General features: G+C 72.8%; 24 protein-coding genes, 1 tRNA gene and 1 pseudogene. 16 read left to right on the top strand and 10 right to left on the bottom strand.

The features are described 5' to 3' along the window. Positions 1-21: 21 nt before the first annotated feature. Both AB0C17_RS15600 and AB0C17_RS15595 read right to left on the bottom strand, forming a co-directional pair. On the bottom strand, positions 22-1,146 hold the full coding sequence (locus tag AB0C17_RS15600; RefSeq protein WP_357479006.1) for a hypothetical protein: 1,125 nt from the start codon (positions 1,144-1,146) through the stop codon (positions 22-24). 76 nt (positions 1,147-1,222) lie between these two features. Next, positions 1,223-1,879, bottom strand: coding sequence for a 4'-phosphopantetheinyl transferase superfamily protein (locus AB0C17_RS15595; protein ID WP_357479003.1), 657 nt, complete (start codon positions 1,877-1,879; stop codon positions 1,223-1,225). A gap of 126 nt (positions 1,880-2,005) precedes the next feature. Here AB0C17_RS15595 and AB0C17_RS15590 point away from each other — a divergent pair, with 126 nt between their 5' ends. Further along, complete coding sequence (locus AB0C17_RS15590) at positions 2,006-2,281, top strand: hypothetical protein (protein ID WP_357381379.1); 276 nt, start codon at positions 2,006-2,008, stop codon at positions 2,279-2,281. Positions 2,282-2,364: 83 nt separating this feature from the next. Here the strand turns inward: AB0C17_RS15590 and AB0C17_RS15585 are convergent, their stop codons facing one another. The 3 genes from AB0C17_RS15585 to AB0C17_RS15575 form a co-directional block, all read right to left on the bottom strand. Next, on the bottom strand, positions 2,365-3,141 hold the full coding sequence (locus AB0C17_RS15585; protein ID WP_357381790.1) for a peptidase: 777 nt from the start codon (positions 3,139-3,141) through the stop codon (positions 2,365-2,367). A gap of 2 nt (positions 3,142-3,143) precedes the next feature. Continuing rightward, positions 3,144-4,433, bottom strand: a complete 1,290-nt coding sequence (locus tag AB0C17_RS15580) for a VWA domain-containing protein (RefSeq protein ID WP_357381381.1) — start codon at positions 4,431-4,433, stop codon at positions 3,144-3,146. 288 nt (positions 4,434-4,721) lie between these two features. After that, entirely contained in the window at positions 4,722-6,392 is a 1,671-nt protein-coding gene (locus AB0C17_RS15575) for a phospholipid carrier-dependent glycosyltransferase (protein WP_357479001.1), read from the bottom strand. Between the two features lie 83 nt (positions 6,393-6,475). Here AB0C17_RS15575 and rsmI point away from each other — a divergent pair, with 83 nt between their 5' ends. Beyond that, positions 6,476-7,324: a 16S rRNA (cytidine(1402)-2'-O)-methyltransferase gene (gene rsmI, locus AB0C17_RS15570; RefSeq protein WP_357478998.1), complete on the top strand. Its 849-nt coding sequence runs from the start codon at positions 6,476-6,478 to the stop codon at positions 7,322-7,324. 60 nt (positions 7,325-7,384) lie between these two features. On the opposite strand, the gene AB0C17_RS15565 is transcribed toward rsmI, so the two are convergent. Next, positions 7,385-8,215, bottom strand: a complete 831-nt coding sequence (locus AB0C17_RS15565) for a hypothetical protein (protein ID WP_357381387.1) — start codon at positions 8,213-8,215, stop codon at positions 7,385-7,387. Between the two features lie 127 nt (positions 8,216-8,342). Here AB0C17_RS15565 and metG point away from each other — a divergent pair, with 127 nt between their 5' ends. Next, entirely contained in the window at positions 8,343-10,145 is a 1,803-nt protein-coding gene (gene metG, locus AB0C17_RS15560) for a methionine--tRNA ligase (protein ID WP_357478995.1), read from the top strand. A gap of 53 nt (positions 10,146-10,198) precedes the next feature. Here the strand turns inward: metG and AB0C17_RS15555 are convergent, their stop codons facing one another. Beyond that, positions 10,199-11,050, bottom strand: coding sequence for an alpha/beta hydrolase (locus AB0C17_RS15555; RefSeq protein WP_357473091.1), 852 nt, complete (start codon positions 11,048-11,050; stop codon positions 10,199-10,201). 60 nt (positions 11,051-11,110) lie between these two features. Next, entirely contained in the window at positions 11,111-12,355 is a 1,245-nt protein-coding gene (locus AB0C17_RS15550) for a hypothetical protein (protein WP_357381393.1), read from the bottom strand. Positions 12,356-12,436: 81 nt separating this feature from the next. Between AB0C17_RS15550 and AB0C17_RS15545 the strand changes: the two genes are divergently transcribed. The 6 genes from AB0C17_RS15545 to AB0C17_RS15520 all read left to right on the top strand — a co-directional run bounded on the left by AB0C17_RS15545 (position 12,437) and on the right by AB0C17_RS15520 (position 18,340). Then, a complete protein-coding gene (locus tag AB0C17_RS15545; protein WP_357381395.1) occupies positions 12,437-13,339 on the top strand; it encodes a TatD family hydrolase in 903 nt (300 codons plus the stop codon). A 79-nt stretch (positions 13,340-13,418) separates the two neighbouring features. Further along, a complete protein-coding gene (gene rsmA / locus AB0C17_RS15540) occupies positions 13,419-14,288 on the top strand; it encodes a 16S rRNA (adenine(1518)-N(6)/adenine(1519)-N(6))-dimethyltransferase RsmA (protein WP_357478992.1) in 870 nt (289 codons plus the stop codon). An 86-nt stretch (positions 14,289-14,374) separates the two neighbouring features. Then, positions 14,375-15,328, top strand: a complete 954-nt coding sequence (locus AB0C17_RS15535) for a 4-(cytidine 5'-diphospho)-2-C-methyl-D-erythritol kinase (RefSeq protein ID WP_357381399.1) — start codon at positions 14,375-14,377, stop codon at positions 15,326-15,328. 65 nt (positions 15,329-15,393) lie between these two features. Then, on the top strand, positions 15,394-17,193 hold the full coding sequence (locus tag AB0C17_RS15530; protein WP_357473076.1) for an ABC-F family ATP-binding cassette domain-containing protein: 1,800 nt from the start codon (positions 15,394-15,396) through the stop codon (positions 17,191-17,193). Between the two features lie 97 nt (positions 17,194-17,290). Next, positions 17,291-17,746 (top strand): DUF4383 domain-containing protein, encoded by a 456-nt coding sequence (locus AB0C17_RS15525; RefSeq protein ID WP_357478989.1) that lies wholly within the window; start codon positions 17,291-17,293, stop codon positions 17,744-17,746. A 120-nt stretch (positions 17,747-17,866) separates the two neighbouring features. Next, complete coding sequence (locus tag AB0C17_RS15520) at positions 17,867-18,340, top strand: DUF4383 domain-containing protein (protein ID WP_357478986.1); 474 nt, start codon at positions 17,867-17,869, stop codon at positions 18,338-18,340. Here the strand turns inward: AB0C17_RS15520 and AB0C17_RS15515 are convergent, their stop codons facing one another. Beyond that, a complete protein-coding gene (locus AB0C17_RS15515) occupies positions 18,341-18,895 on the bottom strand; it encodes a TetR/AcrR family transcriptional regulator (RefSeq protein ID WP_357381405.1) in 555 nt (184 codons plus the stop codon). It abuts the gene before it with no gap. Positions 18,896-19,041: 146 nt separating this feature from the next. Between AB0C17_RS15515 and AB0C17_RS15510 the strand changes: the two genes are divergently transcribed. After that, positions 19,042-19,512: a nuclear transport factor 2 family protein gene (locus AB0C17_RS15510; RefSeq protein ID WP_357478983.1), complete on the top strand. Its 471-nt coding sequence runs from the start codon at positions 19,042-19,044 to the stop codon at positions 19,510-19,512. A gap of 1 nt (position 19,513) precedes the next feature. On the opposite strand, the gene AB0C17_RS15505 is transcribed toward AB0C17_RS15510, so the two are convergent. Next, a complete protein-coding gene (locus AB0C17_RS15505) occupies positions 19,514-20,179 on the bottom strand; it encodes a TetR/AcrR family transcriptional regulator (protein ID WP_357381409.1) in 666 nt (221 codons plus the stop codon). Positions 20,180-20,251: 72 nt separating this feature from the next. On the opposite strand from AB0C17_RS15505, the gene AB0C17_RS15500 reads away from it, so the two are divergent. The 6 genes and pseudogenes from AB0C17_RS15500 (at position 20,252) to pth (ending at position 25,408) form a co-directional block, all read left to right on the top strand. Then, positions 20,252-20,968 (top strand): hypothetical protein, encoded by a 717-nt coding sequence (locus AB0C17_RS15500; protein ID WP_357473065.1) that lies wholly within the window; start codon positions 20,252-20,254, stop codon positions 20,966-20,968. A gap of 69 nt (positions 20,969-21,037) precedes the next feature. Further along, positions 21,038-21,108: transfer RNA gene (locus tag AB0C17_RS15495), tRNA-Gln, on the top strand. Positions 21,109-21,141: 33 nt separating this feature from the next. After that, positions 21,142-22,704 (top strand): annotated as a pseudogene (glmU, locus tag AB0C17_RS15490) (bifunctional UDP-N-acetylglucosamine diphosphorylase/glucosamine-1-phosphate N-acetyltransferase GlmU); the annotation flags it as partial. Positions 22,705-22,760: 56 nt separating this feature from the next. After that, positions 22,761-23,741: a ribose-phosphate diphosphokinase gene (locus tag AB0C17_RS15485; protein ID WP_030501163.1), complete on the top strand. Its 981-nt coding sequence runs from the start codon at positions 22,761-22,763 to the stop codon at positions 23,739-23,741. 283 nt (positions 23,742-24,024) lie between these two features. Continuing rightward, a complete protein-coding gene (locus AB0C17_RS15480) occupies positions 24,025-24,720 on the top strand; it encodes a 50S ribosomal protein L25/general stress protein Ctc (RefSeq protein ID WP_357381414.1) in 696 nt (231 codons plus the stop codon). A gap of 97 nt (positions 24,721-24,817) precedes the next feature. Then, complete coding sequence (gene pth / locus AB0C17_RS15475; RefSeq protein WP_357381416.1) at positions 24,818-25,408, top strand: aminoacyl-tRNA hydrolase; 591 nt, start codon at positions 24,818-24,820, stop codon at positions 25,406-25,408. The last annotated feature ends 4 nt before the right edge of the window (positions 25,409-25,412 follow it).

Genomic DNA, 25,412 nt, shown 5'->3' with positions numbered 1-25,412 from the left:
CGTGGGGGGTTCCGCCCCGGGTCAGGGCTTCCAGGACCCGGCGGTACGGAAGCGGTGCTTGTACTCGACGACGCCGTCGCGGTCCTTCACGTCGAAGATGAGCTGCCCGCTGCGCTTGGAACCAGCGGGCAGGTTGACGCCCGCGGGCATCAGCTTGCCGCAGCCGGAGAAGGCGCCGGCGACGCCGTTCTCCTCGGTGCCGTCCGCGGCGACCCAGGTGAAGTAGAACGGGTTGATCGAGCCGGTGCCCTTGGTGATCTCGGCGGTCACGTCGGCGATCAGGAACATGCCGTTCTTCGGGCCGGGCATGACCTCGCTGCACGCGGCGTCCCGGGTCCGGAAGTTGCCGACGGTGATCGCGATGCTGCCCTCGGCGTCGTTGACGGTCAGCCTGGCGCCGGCCGGCATGTTGGACGCGAAGCCGCCGGTGGTGCCCGGTTGCGGCGTGCCGGTGGGAGCGTCCGTCGGGGTGCCACCGGTCGGAGGGCTTGCCGTCGGCTGTCCGTAGGTGATGTCTGGCGTGGGCGGCGGGGCGGCGGCCTCCCGGTCGTCCTTCGCCCCACTGTAGATGGCGAAGAGGCCGCCGCCGCAGCACAGCAGCACGAGGATCACCGCGATGACGCCGACCGTGATCCAGACGTTCCTGTTCGACTTCTTCGCCGGCGGCCCGAACGGCTGCCCGGGCGGCGGATACGCCCCGCCGCCCGGCGGCGGGTAACCGCCCGGGGGCGGATACCCGCCCGGCTGCTGGTACGCCCCACCCGGAGCCTGGTACTCGCCGCCCGAGGGCTGGTACTCGAACCCCGGCGGCTGGTACGCCCCGCCCGGCGGCGGGTAGGGCGCGCCCGATGTCGGCGGTGCCGGTGGGTACGCCTCGCCGGGGGCGGGCGCGGGCGGGTACTGCGCGCCCGGACCCGGCTGCGGCGGATGGGGCGCCCCGGAGACGGGCGGCTGCGGGGGACCCGACATGGGCGGCTGCGGCGCGTCCGAGGGCGGCGGGGGATAGGCCGGAGCGGGCGGCGGCGCGTACGGGCTGTCCGGCGCCGGCGCCGGCGGCATCGGGGCGGGAGGGAACGCCTGCGTCGGCGGTTCCGGCGGCTGCTGGTTCGGGTCCGGTGACCCGGACGGAGGCTCAGGGTGGCTCACCGTGCTCCTTGGGGCGCCTTCGGGGTGTCCAGTCGGGTCGACGGTATAGGCCGGACGCAAACCGGCCGACAGGGCGTCATCGATGTGGCAGGACGGCCGCGGTACAGACCAGGTCGTCGTCCACGGTGAACCGGCCGGTCACCGCTGACGGCGGATCGGGCACCGGTGCGGCGGCGAGCCGGGCCGGCGCGATCTCGGCGTGGAACGTGCCGGTCGCCGGATCGAGGACGACCCGTGCGTCGGCGAAGCCCAGCCACGTCCCGACGAGCGGGTGCCAGACCTTGTAGACGGTCTCCTTCGCGCTGAAGACCACCGTCGGCCAGGGCGTGCCGGCCGGCAGCCGGGCCAGCTCCACCTCCTCGTCGGGGCGGCACACCTTCCGGCGTACCCCCGGGGGCAGGGGCCGGTGCCGTTCCGCGTCGATGCCGACGGCGCGCACGTCGGCGGCCCGGGCGACGGCGGCCGCGCAGTAGTCGCGGGTGTGGGTGATCGCGCCGACGACGCCGGACGGCCAGACCGGGGCCCGGTCGGCGCCGGCGGGCACCGGCGTGGCGGTCAGGCCGAGCGCGGCGAGCGCCCGCCGGGCGCAGACCCGCCCGGCGGTGAAGTCGCGGCGGCGGCCCGGCACCACACGCTCGCCCAGCGTGGCAAGTTCGGCCGGGAGCAGGTCACCGGACCAGTCGGCGGGGCCGGCCACCGCCACGGCGACCTCGGCCGGAAGCAGATCACGCACGGGAGGTGGATGACGGGGACACGCGGTGAACGTACCGTAACGCTTGGGCGTGCCTCGGCGCTGAAGGAACGTTGCGGGGAGGTAAGCGGTCCATCACCACCATTCCTGACTCGGAAGGAGCGGCCGATGACGCCTGGCGCGGAGACTTCGGGGAGTGCCGACGGCGAGCACGTGCCGGTGACCCCCGGCTGGACCTGCGGCTCGTGCGGTGACGACTGGCCCTGCGCCACGAAACGTCACCACCTGCTGCGCGAGTACCAGGTGGACCGGGCGTCGCTGAGCGTCTATCTCGGATCCTGCCTGGCCGCGGCGACGCAGGATCTGCGCTCCGTTCCGGTCACCGCGCTCCAGCACCGGTTCATCGGCTGGGTGCCGCGCGGCCCGCGTACCGCTGAGGCGTGAGCGCGGCCGGTGGCCGCCGCGTCGGGTTCGCGGCGGCCACCGGCCGCGGTCTCAGGGGTCGCGGTCCTGAGGGGTCGCGGTCCTCACGGGCGGCGGGGCCGCCGGGTGAGGCCGAAGCCGACCACGCCGGCCACGGCGGCGAGGACGCCGCCCACGCTCGTCCACACCCAGCGCGATCCCGCGTCCGGGAGCCAGCCGGTCAGGTCGAGGTCCTCGTCGTCGGCCACCGCCTCGGGCGTCGGTTCGGCGGCCAGCACCGTGCCGGCCCTGGTGTTCGGCACCAGCGGCGCGGCCAGCTCGCCGTCGTCGCCCGACGCGCCGCCCTCGTCGGTCGCGCCGACGAGCATCTCCACCTCGATCGGCAGACCGAGGTCGGGTTCGGGCAGCTCGGTGACGGAGAGCCGGACGTAGTAGGTGCCGGGCAGCGGGTCGCCCGACCAGGGTTCGGCCCACGGCCGTACCCGGCGCAGCGTGCAGCCCAGCGCGACACTCGTCGCCGACGCGCCGGCGGTGGGGGTCTGCGCGCCCGCGGTGCACGCCTGCCGGCGGCGCAGCCCGTCGAAGACGTCCACGGTCCAGGTGGAACCGCCGCTACGCGGCTTCGGGAACGTGACGGTGGCGGTGATCTCGTGCACCTGCCCGGCGTCGGCGCGGAACGACCAGTACAGGTGGTCGCCGGTCGACGCGCCCACCCGCACCGGCTGGCCGGCGGTGACGGTCGTGGCGGTGAGGAACGAGGTGCCGGCCTTCGTCACAGTGGTCGCGCCCGGTGACGGGCTGGGCGCGGCCAGGGCCGCCGCCGGGGTGAGGGCGAGGCCGGCGGCGGTCGTGGCCGCCGCGGCGCGGATCAGCGTACGCATACTCAGTTCGTCCTCCACGTGTGCACCCACCAGCGGGTGAGCAGCCCGGCGACCAGCCCGGTGAGCAGTCCGGCCAGCGTGAGCAGGAGCAGCAGCACCCAGCCGCGGCCGAGGTCCGGCCCGTCCGGCGCGGGGGAGGCGGCCACCACGTCGATGGTCAGCTCCACCGGCATGCCGGGCCGGGCCTGGGTGCCGGGCTTGGCCGCGAACGAGTTGCTGACCACCAGGCAGACGGTCCGTACGGCCTGCTCCGCGCCGGGCGTCGGTTCGGCGCTCGGGCCGTCCTCCTCCTCGGCGGCCGACCAGCGCAGCCCGGCGGAGACCACGTCGGTACGGCCGCTGCCGGCGTCGACACCCCTGACGAGTTCCCGCCCGTCCGGCGCGGTGGCGCGGAGCAGCACGCCGTAGTCCGGGTTGACCGGCCGGTCCAGCGCGACGCTCACCGAGGCGCGCAGCTCCTGCCCCTGACGCACCGGCACCCGGTACCAGCGGTGCTCGGAGAACGCCTCCCGGTCGCTGTAGACGCCGGGCGCGAGCAGCGGGGCACCCTCGCAGGCCGTGCCGCCACCCACCACCGCCGGGGCGGCGGTGTACGTGTCCCGGGCCCGGTCGACGAGCTGCTTGATCCGGCCGGTCAGCTCGTCGGCGCTCTGCGCGGCCGTGTAGGTGCCCCCGGTCGCGCCGGCGATGCAGAGCAACTGCTTGCGTACCTTCTCGTCCGGCGCCAGGCCGAGCGTGTCGACCACCAGCCGGGTGCCCTGGGCGGCCAGTTCGCGGGCCACCTCGCACGGGTCCGGCGGGGCGCAGGTGTCCTCGCCGTCGGTGATCAGCACGATCCGGCGGGCGGTGCTGCCGGTGCCCAGGTCCTGCGCGGCTGAGCGCAGCGCCAGTCCGACTGGTGTGAAACCGGTCGGACGCAAGCCGGCGACCGCTGCCTTGGCCTGGGTACGGTCCACCGGGCCGACCGGCACGATCTGCTGGGTGTCCAGGCAGCCCTGCTTCTTGTCCTTGCCGCGGTAGGTGGCGCCGAGCACCCGGATGCCGAGCTGTGTCTCGTCCGGCAGGGCGTCGACCACCTCGTTGAACGCCTGCTGCGCGACGGAGATCCGGCTGCGCCCGTCGATGTCGCGGGCCCGCATCGACCCGCTGACGTCCAGGACCAGCTCGACCTTCGGTGGTTCGGCGACGGGTTCGGTGGTCTCGTCGTCGGCCCCGGCGGGGCTCGGCCCGATCAGCGCGGCCGCCGCCAGCAGTCCGATGAGGACAGCCGTCGATCGTCTCTTGTTGATCACCGGGCGAAGTGTAGTGAGATCCACTTTGGAGGATCATTCGGGTCGGAGGTGCCCGGCGGGGCCGCTTCCCGGCCCCCGGCGGACCGTCACGCCCGCTCGCGGGGACCCACCGTCAGCTGCACCATGTAACCCTTTCGGCCGGTGGTGCACTCGTCGGAAATCTGACCGCCCCGCACCCGTTGTGCCGTCGCCGGAGTGTGGCTAAGCTCTGTCTTGCGCGCCCCAATCGCCCGCTTCCCCCGTGGCAGGCGATCGGGGCGCGCTTTTCTGTGCGCCCGCCGCCCCGCGTCAGATCCAGCGGCCGTCCAGCCACATCCGGGCCGACCAGTCCGCGTACGGCAGCACCCGGCCCACGAAGATCGGGTAGAAGTAGGCGAAACAGAGCGCCACGAGCAACACGTACGCGCCCGCGATGATCCCGCCCACCAGCCGCCGGTCGTGCGCCTGCTGCGGATCCGGTGGCGCGGCCGTGCCGGTGACCGGCGCCGGGGTGGCGATCGCGCCGAGCACGTAGACCACGGCGAGCACCAGGAACGGCACGGCCGGGGCGGCGTAGAAGGAGAACATCGTCCGCCCGTCGAGGGCGAACCAGAACCAGGGCAGCAGGCCGGCGGCGACGCTGAGCAGGATCGCGCCCGCACGCCAGTCCCGCCGGGCCAGGCCGAGCCAGGCGGTCGCGGCCAGCGCCGGCAGGAACGACCACCACAGCAACGGCGTGCCCAGCAGCAGCACCTCCGAGGCGCAGCTCGGCGCGCCGCAACTGCCGTCCCCGGACCAGTGGAACGCCACCGGGCGGCCGAGCAGCAGCCACTGCCACGGCCAGGACTGGTACTTGTGCGGGTCGTCGAGCTGGGTGTGGAAGCCGTACGCGGCCTTGTGGTACTCCCACAGGTTGATCAGCGCCCCGACGAACGGGGTGTCGCTCAGCTCCGGGTTGTTCGGGTAGCGCTCCGCCAGGCGGTAGTAGCCGTCCTGGCCGAGCAGCCAGCCCGACCAGGTCGCCACGTAGGTCACCAGCATCAGCACGCCGGCGGCGAGCAGCCACGGCAGTTCGTCGAGCACGGCGTCGCGCCACGGCCGGCGTACCCCGGACGAGCGGCGGACACCGACCTCCCAGAGCAGCACCAGCAACGCGAACGCCGGGACGAAGTAGACCGCGCTCCACTTCACCGAGCAGGCGCAGCCGAGCAGCACACCGGCCGCCAGCCGCCACCACGGCCAGTCCCGCCAGCCCGACGACGGCCGTCCGGCCCGGCCCGGCTGTGTCGGGTCGAGCCCGGCCTCCAGCGCCCGGGCCCAGCGCCGCCGCCGGGCGTCCCGGTCGAGCACCAGCGCGCCGAACGCGGCGAGCACGAACAGCAGCAGGAAGATGTCGAGGATGGCCGTGCGGGACAGCACCAGGTGGTAGCCGTCGAGGGCGAGCAGCAGGCCGGCCGCGCAGCCGAGCACCGTGGAGCGGAACATCCGCCGCCCGATGCGGACCAGCAGCAGCACCGACAGCGTGCCGGCCACCGCCGCGCCGAAGCGCCAGCCGAACTCCGGCGAGGTGGTGATCAGGTGGCCCGGCACCGAGACGCCACTGTCGGCGTCCTGGTAGCCGAAGGCCCACTCGCCGATGCCGATCATCCACTTGCCCAGCGGCGGATGAACCACGTACGAGGGGCCGTTGTCCTTGTAGTTCCACTCGAAGCCGCGGTCGATCAGCCCGTACGCGTCCTTGGCGTAGTAGGTCTCGTCGAAGATCTTGCCGGGCGGGAAACCGAGCCCCACGAAGCGCAGGATCGCCGCGATGGCCACCACCACGCCTGTCGCCAGCCACGCCTGACCCCGGCCGATGCGGTCGTCGACGGTGGCGAGCCGGCGCCGCACGGCGGCGGGGATCCCGCCCCCGGCGCCGTCGTCCCGGTCGGTGGTGGAAGGGTCCGGGTTCGCGCTCTGTGCTGTCGACGCACTCGTCACCCGGCGATCGTAGGCTGCGAGGGTGCCCGGTGGCGTCCATCGTCTCCGAAATTGGTACGACCATCGATGAGGGAGCGCACGTCGTGGGGGAAATGTCCGAGGTAGGACGGCTCGTGTTGCTCGGCGCGCCGCTCGGCAACCCGGCCGACGCGTCCGCCCGGTTCCGCGAGGTGCTGGCCGCCGCCGACGTGGTCGCCGCCGAGGACACCCGGCGGCTCACCCGGCTGGCCCGCGACCTGGACGTGACGGTGCCCGGCCGGATCGTCTCGTACTTCGAGGGCAACGAGGAGCGGCGTACGCCCGAGCTGGCCGAGGTGCTCGCCGCCGGCTACACGGTCGCGCTGGTCACCGACGGCGGCATGCCGAGCGTCTCCGATCCCGGCTACCGCCTGGTCCGGGCCGCGCTGGACGCCGGCGTGCCGGTCACCGCCGCGCCCGGGCCGAGCGCCGTCACCACCGCGCTGGCGCTCTCCGGGCTGCCCTGCGACAGGTTCTGCTTCGAGGGCTTCCTGCCGCGTACCCCCGGCACCCGCCGTTCCCGGGTGCGCGCGCTCGCCGCCGAGGACCGCACGCTCGTGTTCTTCGAGGCGCCGCACCGCATCTCCGGCGCGCTCGCCGACCTGGCCGAGGCGTTCGGCCCGGACCGGCCCGCCGCGCTGTGCCGCGAGCTGACCAAGACGTACGAGGAGGTGGTCCGCCGGCCGCTCGGCGAGCTGGCCGAGTGGGCCGCCGAGGGCGACCCGCGCGGCGAGATCACGCTCGTCGTGGCGGGCGCCCCGGCCACGCCGGCGGTCCGGCCGGACGACGAGACGCTGCGCGCGGCGGTGGCCGAACGCGAGGCGGGCGGGCTGTCCCGCCGGGACGCGATCACCGAGGTCGCCACCGCGTACGGGCTGCGGCGGCGCGAGGTGTACGCGGTCGTGCACCAGTGAAAGGAAGGGCCCCCTGTTAACGCCTGCGGTAGAGGAAGGGCCCCCTTCTAACACCTCATCTCACCAGGCGGCGGCCAGGAACCCGACCGTGATCAACGCCGGCCCGGCCAGCGCCAGGCCGACCGCCCAGCGCCGCTGCCGTTCGTCGGCGAGCCGGGCTGCCCCGGTCCACCTGGCGATGCCGGCGGCGCAGCCGGCCACCAGGGCCAGCCCCAGCAGCCAGCGCAGGTGCCGTCCGGCGCCGGTGTCCGCGTAGGCGGTGGACCCGCCCGGCCCGGTCATCCGCGCGCGCAGCGAACTGCCGGTGCCGGTGCGTCCGGCCGGTACGCCGCTGACCCGTACCCCATGGGCCTGGAACCGGTCGCCGTCGGCGGAGAAGATGCCCCGGCAGCGCTGGGTGAGCCCGCCGCCCGCGCACTGCGTGATCATCACGGTGCCGCCTGTCGAGTGACCCACCGCCAGCCAGAACGGCCCGGCGCTCACCCAGGCGAAGAACGCGGCGAGCAGGCTCAGCGTCAGCAGTACGGCCAGGCCGGCGGGCGGGCTCGGCGGCGCGACCGGGCGGGCGCGCTCCCGTCGCGCCGGGTGCCGGGCGGGATGCGGGCGCGGCTCGTCGCGCAGCGGCGTGCCGTCCCAGTGCACCTCCTCGATCGGCGCCCAGCCGCCGGACGGCGCGGACGCGCGCTGCCAGCGCGGCTGGCGTACCGGCACGCGGTTCGGCACCGCGTCCACCGGCGCTCCGGTGGTCGGCTCCACCTCCACCGGCGGGTCCGCCGGGTCGAGCCGTGGCTGCGGGGCGACGGGTCCGCCGGGCGGCGCGGGCCGTGCCGCACGCCGGGGGGCGGCGGCGGACGGCTCGGGCGCCGCTGGTCTGCTGGTCACGATGTTCATTTCACACCGGTACGTCGGGCTTGTCGGGCAGCTCACGCCGCGTGTCGGCGACAAATCGGACGTACGGTCGGAGCGCGCACCCCATTGGTTCGCGGCGCACCCACGTCAATCACTAGGCTTGCTGCTCATGAGTCACGTTCTCGCCGCGGTCGCCTGGCCCTACGCCAACGGCCCGCGCCACATCGGCCACGTATCCGGATTCGGCGTTCCCTCCGACGTCTTCGCCCGGTACATGCGGATGGCCGGTCACGACGTGCTCATGGTCTCCGGCACCGACGAACACGGCACCCCGATCCAGGTGCAGGCCGACGCGGAGGGGCTCACCCCGCGCGAGCTGGCCGACCGCTACAACCGGGTGATCGCCGAGGACCTGCGGGCGCTGGGCCTGTCGTACGACCTGTTCACCCGCACCACCACGCGCAACCACTACGCGGTGGTGCAGGAGCTGTTCACCGGCCTGCACCGCAACGGCTACATCGTCCCGAAGGTCACCACCGGGGCGATCTCCCCCTCCACCGGCCGGACGCTGCCCGACCGCTACATCGAGGGCACCTGCCCGATCTGCGGCTACGACAGCGCGCGCGGCGACCAGTGCGACAACTGCGGCAACCAGCTCGACCCGATCGACCTGATCGACCCCAAGTCGAAGATCAACGGGGAGACGCCGGAGTTCGTCGAGACCGAGCACTTCTTCCTCGACCTGCCCGCGCTGGCCGACGCGCTGCGGCAGTGGCTGGACACCCGCGACGGCTGGCGCCCGAACGTGCTGCGGTTCTCCCGCAACCTGCTCGACGACCTCCAGCCGCGAGCCATCACCCGCGACCTGGAGTGGGGTGTGCCGATCCCGCTCGACGACTGGCGCGACCGCCCGGACAAGCGGATCTACGTGTGGTTCGACGCGGTCATCGGCTACCTGTCCGCCTCCATCGAGTGGGCCCGCCGCACCGGTGACCCGGAGGCGTGGCGCAAGTGGTGGTCCGCCGACGCGGAGGGGAAGGACGCCCTTTCCTACTACTTCATGGGCAAGGACAACATCGTCTTCCACTCGGTGATCTGGCCGGCGCTGCTCGGCGGCTACTCCGGCGAGGGCGCCCGCGACGGCGAGCCGGGCGAGCTGGGCCGGCTCAACCTGCCCACCGAGGTCGTCTCCAGCGAATACCTGACCATGGAGGGCCGGAAGTTCTCCTCCTCCCGCAAGGTGGTCATCTACGTACGGGACTTCCTGGAGCGCTACGACGCCGATGCCCTGCGCTACTTCATCGCGGTGGCCGGGCCGGAGAGCAACGACACCGACTTCACCTGGGCCGAGTTCCTGCGCCGCAACAACGACGAGCTGGTCGCCGGCTGGGGCAACCTGGTCAACCGGTCGGTGTCGATGGCGGCGAAGAACTTCGGCGCGATCCCGCCGGTCGACCCGGCCGGGCTCACCGAGGCCGACCAGGCGCTGCTGGACACCGTGAAGGCGGGCTTCGCCACCGTCGGCGACCTGATCGCGCGGCACCGGCAGAAGCAGGCAATCGGCGAGGCCATGAAGGTCGTCGCCGAGGCCAACAAGTACCTCTCCGAGCAGGCGCCCTGGAAGCTCAAGGGCGAGGACGACAAGCCCCGGATGGGCACCATCCTGCACGTCGCGCTCCAGGTGGTCAGCGACGCCAACACGCTGCTCACCCCGTTCCTGCCGCACTCCGCGCAGAAGATCCACGAGCTGCTCGGCGGCACCGGCACGCACGCCCCGATGCCGGTGATCGAGGAGGTCGACGACCTCGACGGCGGGCCGTCGTACCCGGTGCTGACCGGCGACTACACGGTCGGGGCGCGCTGGGAGTCCGTACCCCTGGAGGTGGGCCGGCCGCTCGCGGCGCCGAAGCCGGTGTTCCGCAAGCTCGACCCGTCGATCGTCGAGGAGGAGCTGGCCCGCCTGGCCGGCTGAGCACACGCGCGGCAGCGGCCCGGGTGTTCCCCGGGCCGCTGCCGTCTCGCCGGTCAGGCGTGGGCCATGCGCGGCTTGCCGATGAACTCCAGCACCGCCTCGTTGACCTCGCCGGCGTGCGTCCACGGGAGGCCGTGCGGCGCGTCTGGCAGCGTGACCAGCCGGGCGTCGGGCAGCATGTCCACCAGCCGCTGGCCGGTCGCGGCGAACGGCAGCACCGCGTCCTTGGTGCCCTGGATGATCAGCACCGGCACGTCGATGTTCGGCAGGTCGGGGCGGAAGTCGGTGAGCCAGGCGTCCACCGAGTCGTGGGTGCCCTTCGCCGACGCCTGCGTGCCGATCTGCCAGTGGGCGTGGTACGCCTCGTTGCTGACCGCCCGGTCCCGCTTCCCGCCGGAATCGAAGAACGCGTCGCAGAACGCGGTCAGGTAGGCGAACCGGTCCGCCAGGATGGCCTGCTGGAAGCCGTCGAACACGCTCTGCTCCACGCCCTGCGGATCGTCGGCGGTCTTCAGCAGGTACGGCGCCAACGGCGAGATCAGCACCGCCCGGTCCACCCGGTCCGACCCGTACGCCCCCAGGTAGCGGGTCACCTCACCGGTGCCCATGGAGTGTCCGACCAGGATCGCGTTGCGCAGGTCCAGCTCCGTCATCAGCACGTCCAGGTCGGCCGCGAACGTGTCGTAGTCGTAGCCCATGGCCGGCTGGGCGGAGTTGCCGAATCCACGCCTGTCGTACGTGATCACCCGGTATCCGGCGTTCAGCAGGTTGCCGCTCACCTTCTCCCAGGTCGCCCCGTTGAACGGGAAACCGTGGATCAGCACGATCGGCTGGCCGGAACCGTGATCCTCGTAGTACAGGTCGACGGGTGCGGAGTTCTCCGTACCGACGGTGACGAAAGGCATGTCGGGATTCCCCCTCGCGCGGGTTTCTCGGATGCCCACGCCTTCCCGACCCGCACCCGTCTATGCGTGCCGGGCCGGATAGGGCAGGTCCACCACCCGGTCGTCGGTCAGCTCGCCGCCGGGCGCCCAGACCTCGTACACGCCGCGTTCCAGACACTGCGCGCCGGTCGCGGCCACCGCGTCCGGATCCGGGCGGCGCAGCCGCAACCGCAGCCAGCCGCCCTCCTCCCGCAGCACCAGGCACTGCGCTCCGCGCCAGGCCGCCGTGCGCACCCGGCGGGCCGCCGCGTCCACCGGGTACCGGGCCGCACGGGTCATCGCCAGCACCCGGAACCCGCCCGGCTGGTCCGCGACCGCCTCGTACTCCGAACCCGCGTACGTGCCGACGAGCCGGGTCGAGCGCGGCGCCTCGCCGGTCGGCACGTACTCCTGGTCGGCGGCCAGACCGGGCACCGCCGCGAGCAGGTGCCGCCACTGCGGGCCGGCCAGGCGCAGCCAGCCCCGCTGCTCCGCCTGGTAGGTGTAGAGCACCACCTCCACCCCCTCGGCCGGGTAGGCGAGCAGCGTGGCGTTCGCCGGCATCGGCAGGTCGGCGAACTCCCGGGTGACGAACTCCGGCACGAGCTGCCCGTTACTCGGCACGAACCCGGTGCCGAGCACCGGCGGCCCGAGCCGGTCCCGGGGCGGCAACGCCATGAGCCCCCGGTGCGCCTCACCCACCGGCACGTCGTAGTCGGCCGGGTCGGCGGCCCGCCAGCGCAGCGCGTACGCCACGTCGCCGCCCTCGGAGTCGCCGCGCAGCACCGCCATCCCGGCCGGCGTCCGCAGGTGCGCCACGTCGTGCTCCCGGTAGCAGAAGCCGTGCGGCAGCCAGCCCCGCACGTATCCGGCGAGCTGCCGGGCGGAGAGCACCTTCACCATCCGGGTACCGGGCCGGATCACCGCCGAGGCGCGCACCGCCGCGAGCGTCGGGTCGGCCGCCGCGCCCGGCTGCTGGCTGAGCTGGTGTACGTACTCCCACCCCCGGTCCCGGTGCACAGGCATCAGCAGCGGCGCGTCCGTCTCGTCGGCCGTCCCGGGGCCCCCGTGCACCGCGTCGACCTCTGTCGCGTGCACGAACCGGCGCCACGGATAGCCGTTGCCGGGCCGGGGACACCACTCGAACCCGGGCGCCTCGTCGGCGCTGAACAACTCGTACGCCGCGCCCCGGGCGATCTCCTCGGCCGGGTGCGCGCGCCCGGCGTACGTCACGCGCAACCCGGCCCGGTCGGAGGCGGGCCCGCCGGCCTGGTCGGTGACGGTCACTCCAGGACGCTAAGCCCGCCACATGTGGGCGACGTGAACGGCCGGTGGCGGTCCGGGAACGCCGCCCCGGGCCGGTGTGTGATGCTGGCCGCGATGAGCGAGCAGACCGAGACCCGCAAGCAGCGCGCCGCCCGCCGGGCGGGGGAGTTCCCGCCCGTCCCCGAGCCGCTGCCCGTACCCGTGCCGGACAGCCACACCCACCTCGACATCACCGTCGGCGAGTTCGGCACGCCGCCCGGCGGCTCCGGCGACGACCCGCTGGCCGCCGCGATCGAGGCCGCCACCCGGGCCGGCGTGGACCGGCTCGTCCAGGTCGGGGTGGACGTCGACTCGTCCCGGTGGAGCGCCGACGTCGCCGACCGGTACGCGGCGGTGCTCGCCACCGTGGCGCTGCACCCGAACGAGGCGCCCCGGTTGGCCGACCTGGACGAGGCGCTGCGCCAGATCGAGACGCTCGCCGGCCGGGACCGGGTCCGGGGCGTCGGCGAGACCGGGATGGACTTCTTCCGTACCGGCGAGGAGGGGCGAGCCGCGCAGGAGGAGAGCTTCCGGGCGCACATCGCCATCGCCAAGCGGCACGGCAAGGCGCTCGTCATCCACGACCGGGACGCGCACGCCGACGTGCTGCGCATCGTCGACGACGAGGGCGCCCCGGAGGCGGTGGTCATGCACTGCTTCTCCGGCGACGCCGACTTCGCCCGCGAGTGCGTCCGGCGCGGCTTCCTGCTCAGCTTCGCCGGCACCGTCACGTTCGGCAGCGCCGCCGCGCTGCGCGAGGCCGCAGCCGTCACCCCGCCGGCGCAGATGCTCGTGGAGACCGACGCGCCCTACCTCACCCCGATGCCGTACCGGGGGCGGCCCAACGCGTCGTACCTGATCCCGCTGACCGTCCGCTTCCTCGCCGAGACCACCGGCACCGACGTGGAGGCCCTCTGCGCCGCCCTCTCCACGAACGGTGAGCGCGCGTTCGGCCCGTGGCGTTAAGAAGGGGCCCCTCCATATCGCGAGGCGTTAAGAAGGGGCCCTTCCTTCCCCGCGGGCGGGGGCGCTTACGCTACGGGGCGTGACCGGTCTCCTCGGCCCGGCGGAGATCCGGGAACTCGCCGCGCGCCTCGGCGTCACGCCGACCAAGAAGCTCGGCCAGAACTTCGTGCACGACCCGAACACGGTGCGCCGGATCGTCACCACCGCCGGGCTGACCCCCGACGACGTGGCGCTGGAGGTCGGCCCCGGGCTCGGCTCGCTCACGCTCGCCCTGCTCCCGGTCGCCGCGCACGTGCACGCGGTCGAACTCGACCCGGCGCTGGCCGCCGCGCTGCCGGAGACCGCCGCGCGCTTCGCCGGTACGGCCGCCGAGCGCCTCACCGTCCACCCGGCCGACGCGCTGCGGGTCACCGCCGCCGACCTGGCCGGCCCGGCGCCGACAGCGCTGGTGGCGAACCTGCCCTACAACGTCGCCGTGCCGGTCGTGCTGCACCTGCTCGCCGAGCTGCCCACGCTGCGCCACGGCCTGGTGATGGTGCAGAAGGAGGTAGCCGACCGGCTCGTCGCCGGTCCCGGCTCCAAGGTGTACGGCATCCCGTCGGTCAAACTCGCCTGGTACGCCCGCTCCCGCGCCGCCGGCAAGGTCCCGCCGAACGTGTTCTGGCCGGTGCCGAACGTCGACTCCGGCCTGGTGGCGTTCACCAGGCGTGAACCGCCCCGGCCGGACGTACCCCGGCGGGCGGTCTTCGCCGTCGTCGACGCCGCGTTCGCGCAGCGCCGCAAGACGCTGCGGGCCGCCCTGGCCGGCTGGGCGGGCGGCGCCGACCGGGCCGCCGCCGCGCTCACCGCCGCCGGCGTGGACCCCGGTGCGCGGGGCGAATCGCTTACCGTCGAGCAGTTCGCCGCCATCGCCGCGTCGGCCCCGGACGCCCCCGGCGGCGAGCAGTAGGCTGGCGCCGTTGCCCGACCCCTCGCCGAGGAGCTGACAGTGCCGAAGCCGCTCGACATCCGCCCACGTCCGGTGGGGTCCGCCCGGTGACCGAGGCATGGCGACCGGAGGACGAGGACGGGCAGCGGCGCGGGTCCAGCGGCCCGGTCAAGGTGCGGGTGCCCGCCAAGGTCAACCTGCATCTCGGGGTCGGGCCGCTGCGGCGTGACGGCTACCACGAGCTGAACACCGTCTACCACGCGATCTCCATCTACGACGAGCTGACCGCCCGCCGCGGCGACACGCTCACCCTCACCATGGAGGGCGAGGGCGCCGGCGAGCTGGCCCTGGACGACACCAACCTGGCGCTGCGCGCCGCGCACGCGCTGGCCGGCTACGCGGGCGTCGCCCCGCACGCCCGGCTGCACCTGCGCAAGCAGATCCCGCTCGCGGGCGGGCTGGCCGGTGGCAGCGCCGACGCCGCCGCCGCGCTGGTCGCCTGCGACACGCTCTGGGGCACCGGGCTGTCCCGTGACGAACTCGCCGGCATCGCCGCCGACCTCGGCTCCGACGTCCCGTTCCTGATCCACGGCGGCACCGCGCTCGGCACCGGCCGGGGCGAGGCGGTCAGCCCGGTGCTGGCCCGCCCCACCTCCTGGCACTGGGTGGTGGCGATCGCCGACGGCGGCCTGTCCACCCCGGCCGCCTACCGGGAACTGGACCGGCTGCGCGACACCGGCGCCGCCGGCACGCCGCTGGGCAGCACCGACGCGCTGCTCGCCGCGCTGCGCCAGCGCGACCCGAGGGTGCTCGCCGCCACGCTCGGCAACGACCTCCAGGACGCCGCGCTGACCATGCGCCCGGCGCTGGCCGAGACACTCAAGGCCGGCGAGGCGGCGGGCGCGCTGGCCGGCATCGTCTCCGGCTCCGGCCCCACCTGCGTCTTCCTCGCCACCGGCGAGTCCGACGCGGTCCGGATCGCCGCCGAGATCACCGCCGCCGGGGTGTGCCGGGAGGCCCGTGTCGCGCACGGCCCGGTCGCCGGCGCCCGCGTGGTCTGACGCCCCGTACCCTTGACCCAGGCGTCCCGGGCCCCCGGGACGCCTGAGTCGTGAGGGGTGGGTCAGTGGCCAACATCGTCAACCTGGACCGGGTGTCCAAGGGGTACGGCGCCGCGGGGCCGCTGCTCACCGACGTCTCGCTCGGCCTCGACGACGCCGACCGGGTCGGTGTGGTCGGCCTCAACGGCGCCGGCAAGTCGACGCTGCTGCGGCTGCTCACCCGCACCGAGGAACCCGACGACGGCCGCGTCACCCACCGCCGTGACCTGCGCGTCGCCTGGCTGCCGCAGCGCCTGGACCTGGCCCCCGAACTCACCGTGCGGGACGTGGTGCTCGGCACCGCCTGGCTCGGCGAGAGCATGGGCGCCGAGCACGAGTGGGCCGGCGACGCGGGCGTCCGCGCCATCCTCGACGGCCTCGGCATGCCCCACCTCGGCCTGGACACGCCGGTCGGCCCGATGTCCGGCGGGGAACGCCGCCGCGTGGCGCTCGCCGCGCTGCTGGTCCGCGACGCCGACCTGCTCGTCCTCGACGAGCCCACCAACCACCTCGACGTGGGCGGCGTCGACTGGCTGGCCCGGCACCTGGTCACCCGCAAGGGCGCGCTCGTCGTGGTCACCCACGACCGCTGGTTCCTCGACGCCGTCTGCACCACCACCTGGGAGGTCGCCGACCAGACCGTCCGGGCGTACGAGGGCGGCTTCGCCGCGTGGACGCTCGCCCGCGTCGAGCGGCAACGCGTGGCCGCCGCCACCGAGGCCCGCCGGCAGAACCTGCTCCGCAAGGAGATCGCCTGGCTGCGCCGCGGCGCCCCGGCGCGCACCTCCAAGCCCAAGTTCCGCATCGACGCGGCGAACGCGCTCATCGCCGACGTGCCGGAACCCCGCGACACCATGTCGCTGCAACGGCTCGCCACCGCCCGGCTCGGCAAGCAGGTGTACGACCTCGAACACGTCCGGCTGCACGCCGGCCCGAAGGAGATCCTGCACGACACCACCTGGCAGGTCGGGCCCGGTGACCGGGTCGCCGTCCTCGGCCGCAACGGCGCCGGCAAGACCACACTGCTGCGGATGCTCGCCGGTGTGACGAACCCCGACGGCGGGCGCTTCGCCGCCGGGCAGACCGTCCGGCCCGCCTTCCTCTCCCAGGAACTCGCCGAACTCCCCGGCCACCTGCGCGTGCTGGAAGCCGTCGAGGAGGTGGCCCGGCGCGTGCAGTTCGGCGACCGGGAGATCAGCGCCGCCCAGCTCGCCGAGATCTTCGGCTTCGACGACAAGCGGCTCTGGACCCCGGTCAGCGACCTGTCCGGCGGTGAGCGCCGCCGCCTGCAGATGCTGCGGCTGCTCGCCGGGGAACCCAACGTGCTGCTGCTCGACGAGCCCACGAACGACCTGGACACCGACACGCTCGCCGCGCTGGAGGACCTGCTCGACTCGTGGCCCGGCACGATCGTGGTGGCCAGCCACGACCGCTACCTGATCGAGCGGGTCACCGACGTCGCGTACGGCATGTTCGGTGACGGCCGGCTGGTGCACCTGCCCGGCGGCGTCGACGAGTACCTGGCGCGCGCCGCCGCGGCCGGCGGCCCGGCGCCCGCCGACCTCACCCCGGCCACGGCGGCGCCGGCGCGCGAGGGCATGTCAGCGGCCGAGGTACGCGTCGCGAAGAAGGAACTGAACCGGCTGGAACGGCAGATCGCCAAGCTCGAACAGAAGGAGGCGGGCCTGCACGAGCAGCTCGCCGCGAACGCCACCGACTACGCCCGGGTCGCCGAGCTGGACGCCCAGCTCAAGGAGGTGCGGGCGGAGCGGGATCGCACCGAGGAGACCTGGCTGGCCCTGGCCGAGGAGCTGCCGGGCGGCTGACCTGCCGCCGGGGTGGGGGGTGTGCGGCGTCACTGACCGGCGTACGGGACAATCACCGGTGGAACCCTCGTCCGTTCGGTCTTTTGGAGACGCAGAGATGGCCCACACCCCCGTCAACCACCCCGCGCGGCCGATCTACCGGGCGATCGGCGGGCTCGTTGGTCTGTACTTCGTCGTCTTCGGCGGCCTCGGCATCATCGCCAGCGCCGGCAACGACTTCCTCGCCCAGGACGACACCAAGGTCCTCGGCCAGGGCACCAACATGGCGTTCTCGCTGCTGTCGGTGCTGGTGGGCGTCGTGATCCTGGCCGGCACCGCGATCGGCCGCAACCTCGACGTGGCGATCAACCAGTGGCTGGCCTACACGCTCATGGTGATCGGCCTGGCCGCGCTGGCGTTCCTGCAGACCGACGCCAACATCTTCAACTTCTCGATCATGACCGACGTCGTGGTCCTGACCCTGTCGCTGGTGCTCCTGATGGTGGGCATGTACGGCAAGGTCGGCTCCGACGAGGAGCACGAGGCCTGGCAGAAGGCCCGCCTGGTGCTCTGATCCCGTCTCGTACCCCCGAAGGCCCGGCGCACAGCGCGCCGGGCCTTCGGGGTTTTCCGGACGTGAGCGGACGACCCGGGCGACAATTGCCCCGAATCAGTCACAGGGCTGGAGGGCATCATGGCGCACTTCCCGGTGAACCACCCCGCGCGGCCGCTCTACCGGGTGCTGTCCGGGCTCATCGGCCTCTACATCCTGGTCTTCGGCGTCTTCGGCGTCTTCCAGACCTGGGGCGAGGGACTGTTCGGCCGGGACAGCGACTGGGCGCTCGGGCTGCGTACCAACCTGGCCTTCTCGCTGGTCTCGGTGGTATTCGGCGCGGTCCTGCTGGTCGGCGCCTCCCGCCGCGGCAACCTCGGCCACTACATGAACCTCACCGCCGGCGTGGTCTTCCTGGTCACCGGCGTCCTGATGATGTCGGTGCTGCAGACGCCGGCGAACTTCCTGAACTTCTCCATGTCGACTGTCATCGTGTCGCTGCTGTTCGGGCTGGTCCTGCTCGCCACCGGCCTCTACGACAAGGTCGGCACGCCGGAGCACGCCGAGGAGGAACGGCAGCGCCGCTACCACCCGGTCGCCGAGGGGCCTCGATGACTACCGCCGGCCGTGGAGCGCGCGAAGCGCGTCGAGTGCGACAGCTGTGAGAACGCCACGGCCGACACCGGCGCGGCCGAGCAACTCCATCCCCCGGGTGACGGCGACGAAGTAGACCGCCAGCGACTGCACATTCGCGTCCTCCGGGAGATCCCCGTTCTCCCGCGCGTGTTCCAGGCACTGCGCGTAGACCCCGGCGAGCTGTTCGATGCCCGCCTTGGTGACCGTCGAGAGCGCGTCGTCCTCGCCGGTCGACTCGACAAGCGCGCGTGTGGTGAGCGAGACGCGTCGATCACCACTGCTGAACTCGATCGCCATGCGGAGCATGTGACCCCGGATTCGTTCCAGCGGCGAGGCGCCCTCGTGCCCGAGTGCTTCCGAGACGGCGCGCGTCGCCTCCTCCCGGTCTTCGGAGAGCGCCCGGAGGAACAGCTCCCGCTTACCGCCGAACGCGTTGTACAGGCTCTGCTTGCCCAGGCCGGTCGCCCGCACCAGGTCGTCGAGGGTCGCGGCGGCGAGGCCGTGCACGGCGAACACCTCGCTGGCGCTGCTCACGACATCGCTCTCGAGGAACTTGCGGGGGCGAGGCACGTGAGCAAGCCTACGTTATTGACCATACGGTCAAAAACTTGCTAGCGTGGTGGAGCACGCATCGACGGGAACTGTTCCCCTCGGCGGCACGACGATCAAGGACGGGCAGAATGAAGAGCAACGAAGAGATCGTTAGCGAGGCGTACCGGCTGGCGGAGGGGGACGTCCTCGACGGGCCCGGTTTTCGCGCCCTGTTCACCGAGGACGGCACCTTCAACGACGTGCCCAACTCGATGACCTTCCGCGGGGACCAGATCCCGCAGGCGCTGACGGGCTTCGCCGGGGTCTTTCCCGACGTCCACCGCGAGCTGCTCGACGTGCACGCGCTCGGTGACGTGGTCGCCGTAGCACTGCGCATTCAGGGCACACACCTCGGCGCGTTTCCCACCCCGGTCGGTGAGATCCCGCCGACCGGCAACCGGATCGACGTGCCGACGGCCGACCTCTGGTATCTCCGTGACGGAAAAATCGAAAGGTTCGACTGCTACAACGCGGCGAACGTGCTGCTCGCCCAGATCGGGGCCGGCCCCGACTTCACCTCGGCGATCGAGGCTGCCAGGACGGCCGCCGCAGGGGCGTAGCTCAACTCCGGATCGGGCCCGGCTGCGAATCCAGGTGCGACAACCCGTTCCAGGCCAGGTTCACCAGGTGTGCCGCCACCGTCTCCTTGCGCGGCTTGCGCACCTCCAGCCACCAGCGGCCGGTCAGCGCCACCATGCCCACCAGCGCCTGCGAGTAGAGCTCCGCCAGCTTCGGGTCGTAGCCCCGGATGGAGAACTCGCCCGCCAGGATGTGCTCCACCTGGTGCGCCACGTCGTTCATCACGCTGCTGAAGTTGCCCGTCGCGGACATCAGCGGTGATTCGCGGACCAGCACCCGGAAGCCGCTGGTCTCCTCCTCGATGTAGGTCAGCAACGTCAACGCGGCCTGCTCCAGCAACTCCCTCGGATGACCCGCAGTCAGCGCCGTGGTGATCCGGTCCAGCAGCGAGCGGACCTCCCGGTCCACCACCACCGCGTAGAGCCCCTCCTTGCCGCCGAAGTGCTCGTAGACCACCGGCTTGGAGACCTTCGCGCGCGCCGCCACCTCCTCGATCGAGGTCGCGTCGAAGCCACGCTCGGCGAAGATCTGCCGGGCGATCACGATCAACTGCTCGCGCCGCTGCGTCGCGGACATGCGCACCCGGGAGGGCTTGGTCGCCGGCACGGGCCGCCGGCGGGCGCGGTCGTTGCCGGAAACGTCGGTCACCCGTCCATCCTGCCAGGCGCGGCGCTCGCGGTCAGACCGGCCGCTGTCGTACGCCCGTTCTAATCTGCGGCCGTGGTCGCTGAGGAGTCCAATCCCCGTTCACGCCCTTATCGGGGCTGGAAGCCGGAACTGCACGCGCAGGCGCTTGCTCTGCGGCGAGCCGGCTGCCCGGTGGGGGAGATCGCCAGGGCGCTCGACGTCTCGAAGTCCACGGCATATCTGTGGACTCGGCATCTGCCACTGGACCCGGAACTGGTGCGCCGGCGCCGGCGGATCGCCCAGCGGGCGCGGGCTGACGCTCAGTGGAGCGCACATCGGGCGGCGCGAGACGCAGTCCGGGCTGAGGTGGTGGCGGCGTCGGCGGAGTGGGTGCGGCAGATCGATCGGCGCGAGCTGATGCTGATCGGTGCGGCGATCTACTGGTGCGAAGGCGGCAAGGCGAAGCCGTGGCGTCCGAACGACTGCCGGATCAAGTTCGTCAACAGTGATCCACTGCTGGTGATGCTCTTTCTGCGCTTCCTGGACGTCGTCGAGGTGCCGGCAGAGGAACCGGAGGTTCCGGGTGAGCATCCACGAGACGGCGGACGACGCGGCCGCGGTGCGCTGGTGGGCGGCTCGGGTGGGCGTGCCGGCGGAGAGCTTTCAGCCCACCACGATCAAGAGGCATCGACCGCTGACCACGCGCAAGAACAGGGGCGTCGACTACCACGGCTGCCTGACCGTGCAGGTCGTCGGCGGGGTCCGGCTCTACTGGAGGATCGAAGGGATCATGAAAGGAATGAGCGATGAAGATCCACCTCGTGACCGGTAAGGTGTAGGCAGCCGGCGGGTGGATTGCTGTTTGCCCGTTTTCGACCATCCCGGGTCGTCTAATGGCAGGACGTCAGGTTTTGGTCCTGATTATAGGGGTTCGAATCCTCTCCCGGGAGCTTCTGCTGTTTGCCCTCCGTCGCGTGGTTAGCATGACCGCGAGACTGTCGCCGTCCCGACGGGAGCACGTCGTGTCCCAGCCCCACCTCCGCACCGTTGTCGTGCTCGCCGCCGGTGAGGGCAAGCGGATGAAGTCGTCCCTGCCCAAGGTGCTGCACCCGCTGCTCGGCCGTACCCTGCTCGGTCACGTCCTGGCCGCGGCCGGCCCGCTCGGCGCGGACCGCACCGTGGTCGTGGTCGGCCACGGCGCCGACCGGGTACGGGAGCACCTGACCGAGGTCGCCCCGGCCGCCACCCCGGTGCTCCAGGAGCAGCAGCTCGGCACCGGGCACGCGGTACGCATCGCGCTGGACGCGGTGCCGGACGCGACCGGCACGGTCGTGGTGATCAACGGGGACGTGCCGCTGCTGCGGCCGGAGACGGTCCAGGCGCTCGTCGAGGCGCACGAGGAGGCCGCCGCCGCGGCGACGGTGCTGGCCGCCGAGGTGCCGGACCCGACCGGCCTGGGCCGGATCGTGCGGGACGTGCAGGGGCGGCTGGAGCAGATCGTCGAGGAGCGCGACGCCACCCCCCAGCAGCGCGCCCTGCGGGAGATCAACGCGGGCATCTACGCGTTCGACGCGGCCCGGCTGCGGGAGGCGCTGGGCAAGCTCTCCACCGACAACGACCAGGGCGAGGAGTACCTGACCGACGTCTTCGCGCTGCTGCGTGACGCCGGTGAGCCGGTGGCCGTGCACTGCGCCGCCGACCACGTGGAGACGCTCGGCTGCAACGACCGGGTCGAGCTGGCCGCGCTGCGCCGGCTGCTGCGGGACCGGATCAACGAGGGCTGGATGCGTACCGGGGTCAGCATCCTCGACCCGCACACCACCTGGATCGACGTGACGGTGACCGTCGAGCGGGACGCGGTGATCGACCAGAACACGCAGCTCCAGGGTGCCACAGCGGTCGGCCAGGGCGCGCTCGTCGGCCCGGACACCACGCTCGTGGACACGGTGGTGGGCGCGGGGGCGAGCATCGTGCGCAGCCACGCGCTCGGCGCCGAGGTGGGCCCGCAGGCGAGCGTCGGCCCGTACGCGTACCTGCGGCCGGAGTCGCGGCTGGGCCGCAAGGCGAAGGTCGGCACGTTCGTGGAGACCAAGAAGGCGTCGATCGGTGACGGCTCGAAGGTGCCGCACCTGTCGTACGTGGGTGACGCGACGATCGGCGACCACAGCAACATCGGCGCGGCGACCGTCTTCGTCAACTACGACGGGGTGCGCAAGCACCACACCACCATCGGCAGCCACGCCCGTACCGGAGCGGACAACATGTTCGTGGCGCCGGTGCGGGTCGGCGACGGCGCGTACACCGCTGCCGGTTCGGTGATCACCGGGGACGTGCCGCCGGGCGCGATGGCGGTGGCGCGTGGCCAGCAGCGCAACGTGGAGGGCTGGGTGCTGCGCAAGCGGGCCGGCACGGACGCCGCCGAGGCGGCGCGGCGGGCCGGTGAGAGTGTGCCGGACACGGGCGGCGCCGCAAGCGAAGGTGACTGAACCCACGGGGATCGGCGGGCTGTGGGTGGATCGCTGAACCGGGGGCATACTGCAACCGAACAGTCCCCGGCCCCACCGCCGCCGGGCACCACCGACATACGGGAGCAGACGGGCCCATGGGCAGCATCGTCGCCGAAAACCGCAAGAGCCTGATGCTCTTCTCCGGGAGGGGTTTTCCGGAGCTGGCCAAGGAGATCGGTGAGGTGCTCGGCGTCGCGCCGACGCCGGCCGACGCGTACGACTTCGCCAACGGCGAGATCTTCGTACGGTACAAGGATTCGGTCCGTGGTTCGGACGCCTTCGTGGTGCAGTCCGTGACGCACGGCGTGAACACCTGGGTCATGGAGACCCTGATCATGGTCGACGCGCTGAAGCGCGGCTCGGCCAAGCGGATCACCGTGGTGCTGCCGTTCTACCCGTACGCGCGGCAGGACAAGAAGCACCGTGGCCGGGAGCCGATCTCGGCGCGGCTGATCGCGGATCTGCTGAAGACCGCCGGCGCGAACCGGATCCTGACCGTCGACCTGCACACCGCGCAGATCCAGGGCTTCTTCGACGGCCCGGTGGACCACCTGTTCGCGATGGACGTGCTGGCCGAGTACGTGGAGCACAAGTACGCGGGCCGGCCGATGACGGTGGTCGCGCCGGACTCGGGCCGGGTCCGCGTGGCGGAGCGCTGGACCGACCGGCTGGGCGGCTGCCCACTGGCGTTCATCCACAAGACCCGCGACCCGCTCAAGCCGAACCAGGTGGTGGCGAACCGGGTGGTCGGTGAGGTCGAGGGCCGGGTGTGCCTGATCGTGGACGACATGATCGACACCGGTGGCACGATCACCAAGGCGGCGGACATCCTCAAGGAGCAGGGCGCGGCGGAGATCGTGGTCGCCTCGACCCACGCGCTGCTGTCCGACCCGGCCACGGAGCGGCTGAAGAACAGCCCGATCAGCGAGGTCGTGGTGACGAACACGCTGCCGCTGCCGTCGGAGAAGCAGCTGGACAAGCTGACCGTGCTGTCGATCGCCCCGCTGCTGGCGCGGGCGATCCGGGAGGTCTTCGACGACGGTTCGGTGACCACCCTGTTCGGTGGCCTGAGCTGACCGTTCCGGTCCGGTCGCCGGTGCTCCGGCGGCCGGGCCGATGCCCTGCGGAACCGGCGGGGCGGTGATATGGGGGACTGCCGGAGAGCCGGGAATTCCCTCGGGTAGACTGGTGCGGTTGCCACGGCGAGGGTGCCCGGCGGGCTGCTGACAAGCACCGCACGGAGGCGCCGTCATCGACGCGGTGCTCCGGGCGGTCGTTCATGACCCTAGCCCCAGCGAGCCCCTCGCCCCAGCACCGCCAGACGACAAGCCGCCGCAGCGAAGCATCAGGAGTTTCCCCGTGTCCGAGGTAAAGATCAGCGCCGAGCCCCGTACCGAGTTCGGCAAGGGTGGTGCCCGTCGTACCCGCCGGGCCGGCAAGGTGCCCGCCGTGCTGTACGGCCACGGCGAGAAGCCCAAGCACATCGCGCTTCCGGCGCGCGAGTTCGCCGCCGCGATCCGCAAGGGCGGCGCGAACCAGCTCTTCGCGATCGAGGTCAGCGACGGCACGCAGGTGCTGGCGCTGCCGAAGGCGATCCAGCGTGACCCGATCAAGGACACCTTCGAGCACGTGGACCTGCTGCTGGTCCGCCGGGGCGAGAAGGTCACCGTCGAGGTCCCGGTCCAGCTGACCGGTGAGGCCGCGAAGGACACCCTGATCGTGCACGACCACGACACGCTGTCGGTGACCGCCGACGCGACCAAGGTGCCGGACCACCTGGAGGCGTCGATCGAGGGCGCCGAGCCGGGCACCACGATCACCGCCGCCGACGTCGAGCTGCCGTCCGGCGTCGAGCTGGCCACCGACGACAGCACCGCTGTCGCCTCGGTGACCGCCGCTCCGACCGCCGAGCAGCTCGAGGCCACCCTCCCCGAGGTCGAGGAGGCCACCGAGGAGGCCGAGGCCGAGGCCGGCGAGGAGACCGCCGAGGGTGCCGAGGGTGCTCCGGCCGCCGAGGGCGAGGAGGCCCCGGCCGAGGCGAAGACCGAGGCCTGACCGGTCCGCAAGGCTGTGCGACAGGCGTCCCCGTTCCCGGGGGCGCCTGTCGGCGTATCGGGACGGCTGGTCGGAAGCGAGCGGGAAGGGGCGTCGGGTGACGGACGAGGCGGGACCGTGGCTGGTGGTCGGCCTGGGCAACCCCGGCCGGGAGTACGCGAACAACCGGCACAACGTCGGGTTCATGGTGGCCGACCTGCTGGCGGCCCGGGTGGGCGCGAAGTTCGGGCGGCACAAGCGCGCGATGGCCGAGGCCGCCGAGGGGCGGCTGGGGTTCGGCGGCCCGAAGCTGGTGCTGCTCAAGCCGTTGACGTACATGAACCTCTCCGGCGGCCCGGTGGCCGGGCTGGCGCAGTTCCACAAGATCCCGCCGGCGCACGTGATCGCTGTGCACGACGAGCTGGACATCCCGTACGGGCAGGTGCGGGTGAAGTGCGGCGGCGGCGAGGGCGGGCACAACGGCCTGCGCTCGATGTCGAAGTCGCTCGGCACCAAGGACTACGTGCGGGTGCGGTTCGGCATCGGCCGGCCGCCGGGCCGGCAGGACCCGGCTGACTACGTACTCTCGGATTTCTCCCCGCCGGAGCGCAAGGAGCTGGAGTTCCTGGTGGACCGCGCGGCGGACGTGGTCGAGTCGGTGGTTCTCAAGGGCGTGGAGCCGACGCAGAACCTCTACCACGGGGGCTGACCGG

The sequence above is a fragment of the Micromonospora sp. NPDC048887 genome, from assembly GCF_040649715.1.
In the GTDB taxonomy this organism is placed as follows: domain Bacteria; phylum Actinomycetota; class Actinomycetes; order Mycobacteriales; family Micromonosporaceae; genus Micromonospora.
Note: the sequence above shows the minus strand (reverse complement) of the source record. Positions and strands in the feature narration are given on the sequence as shown.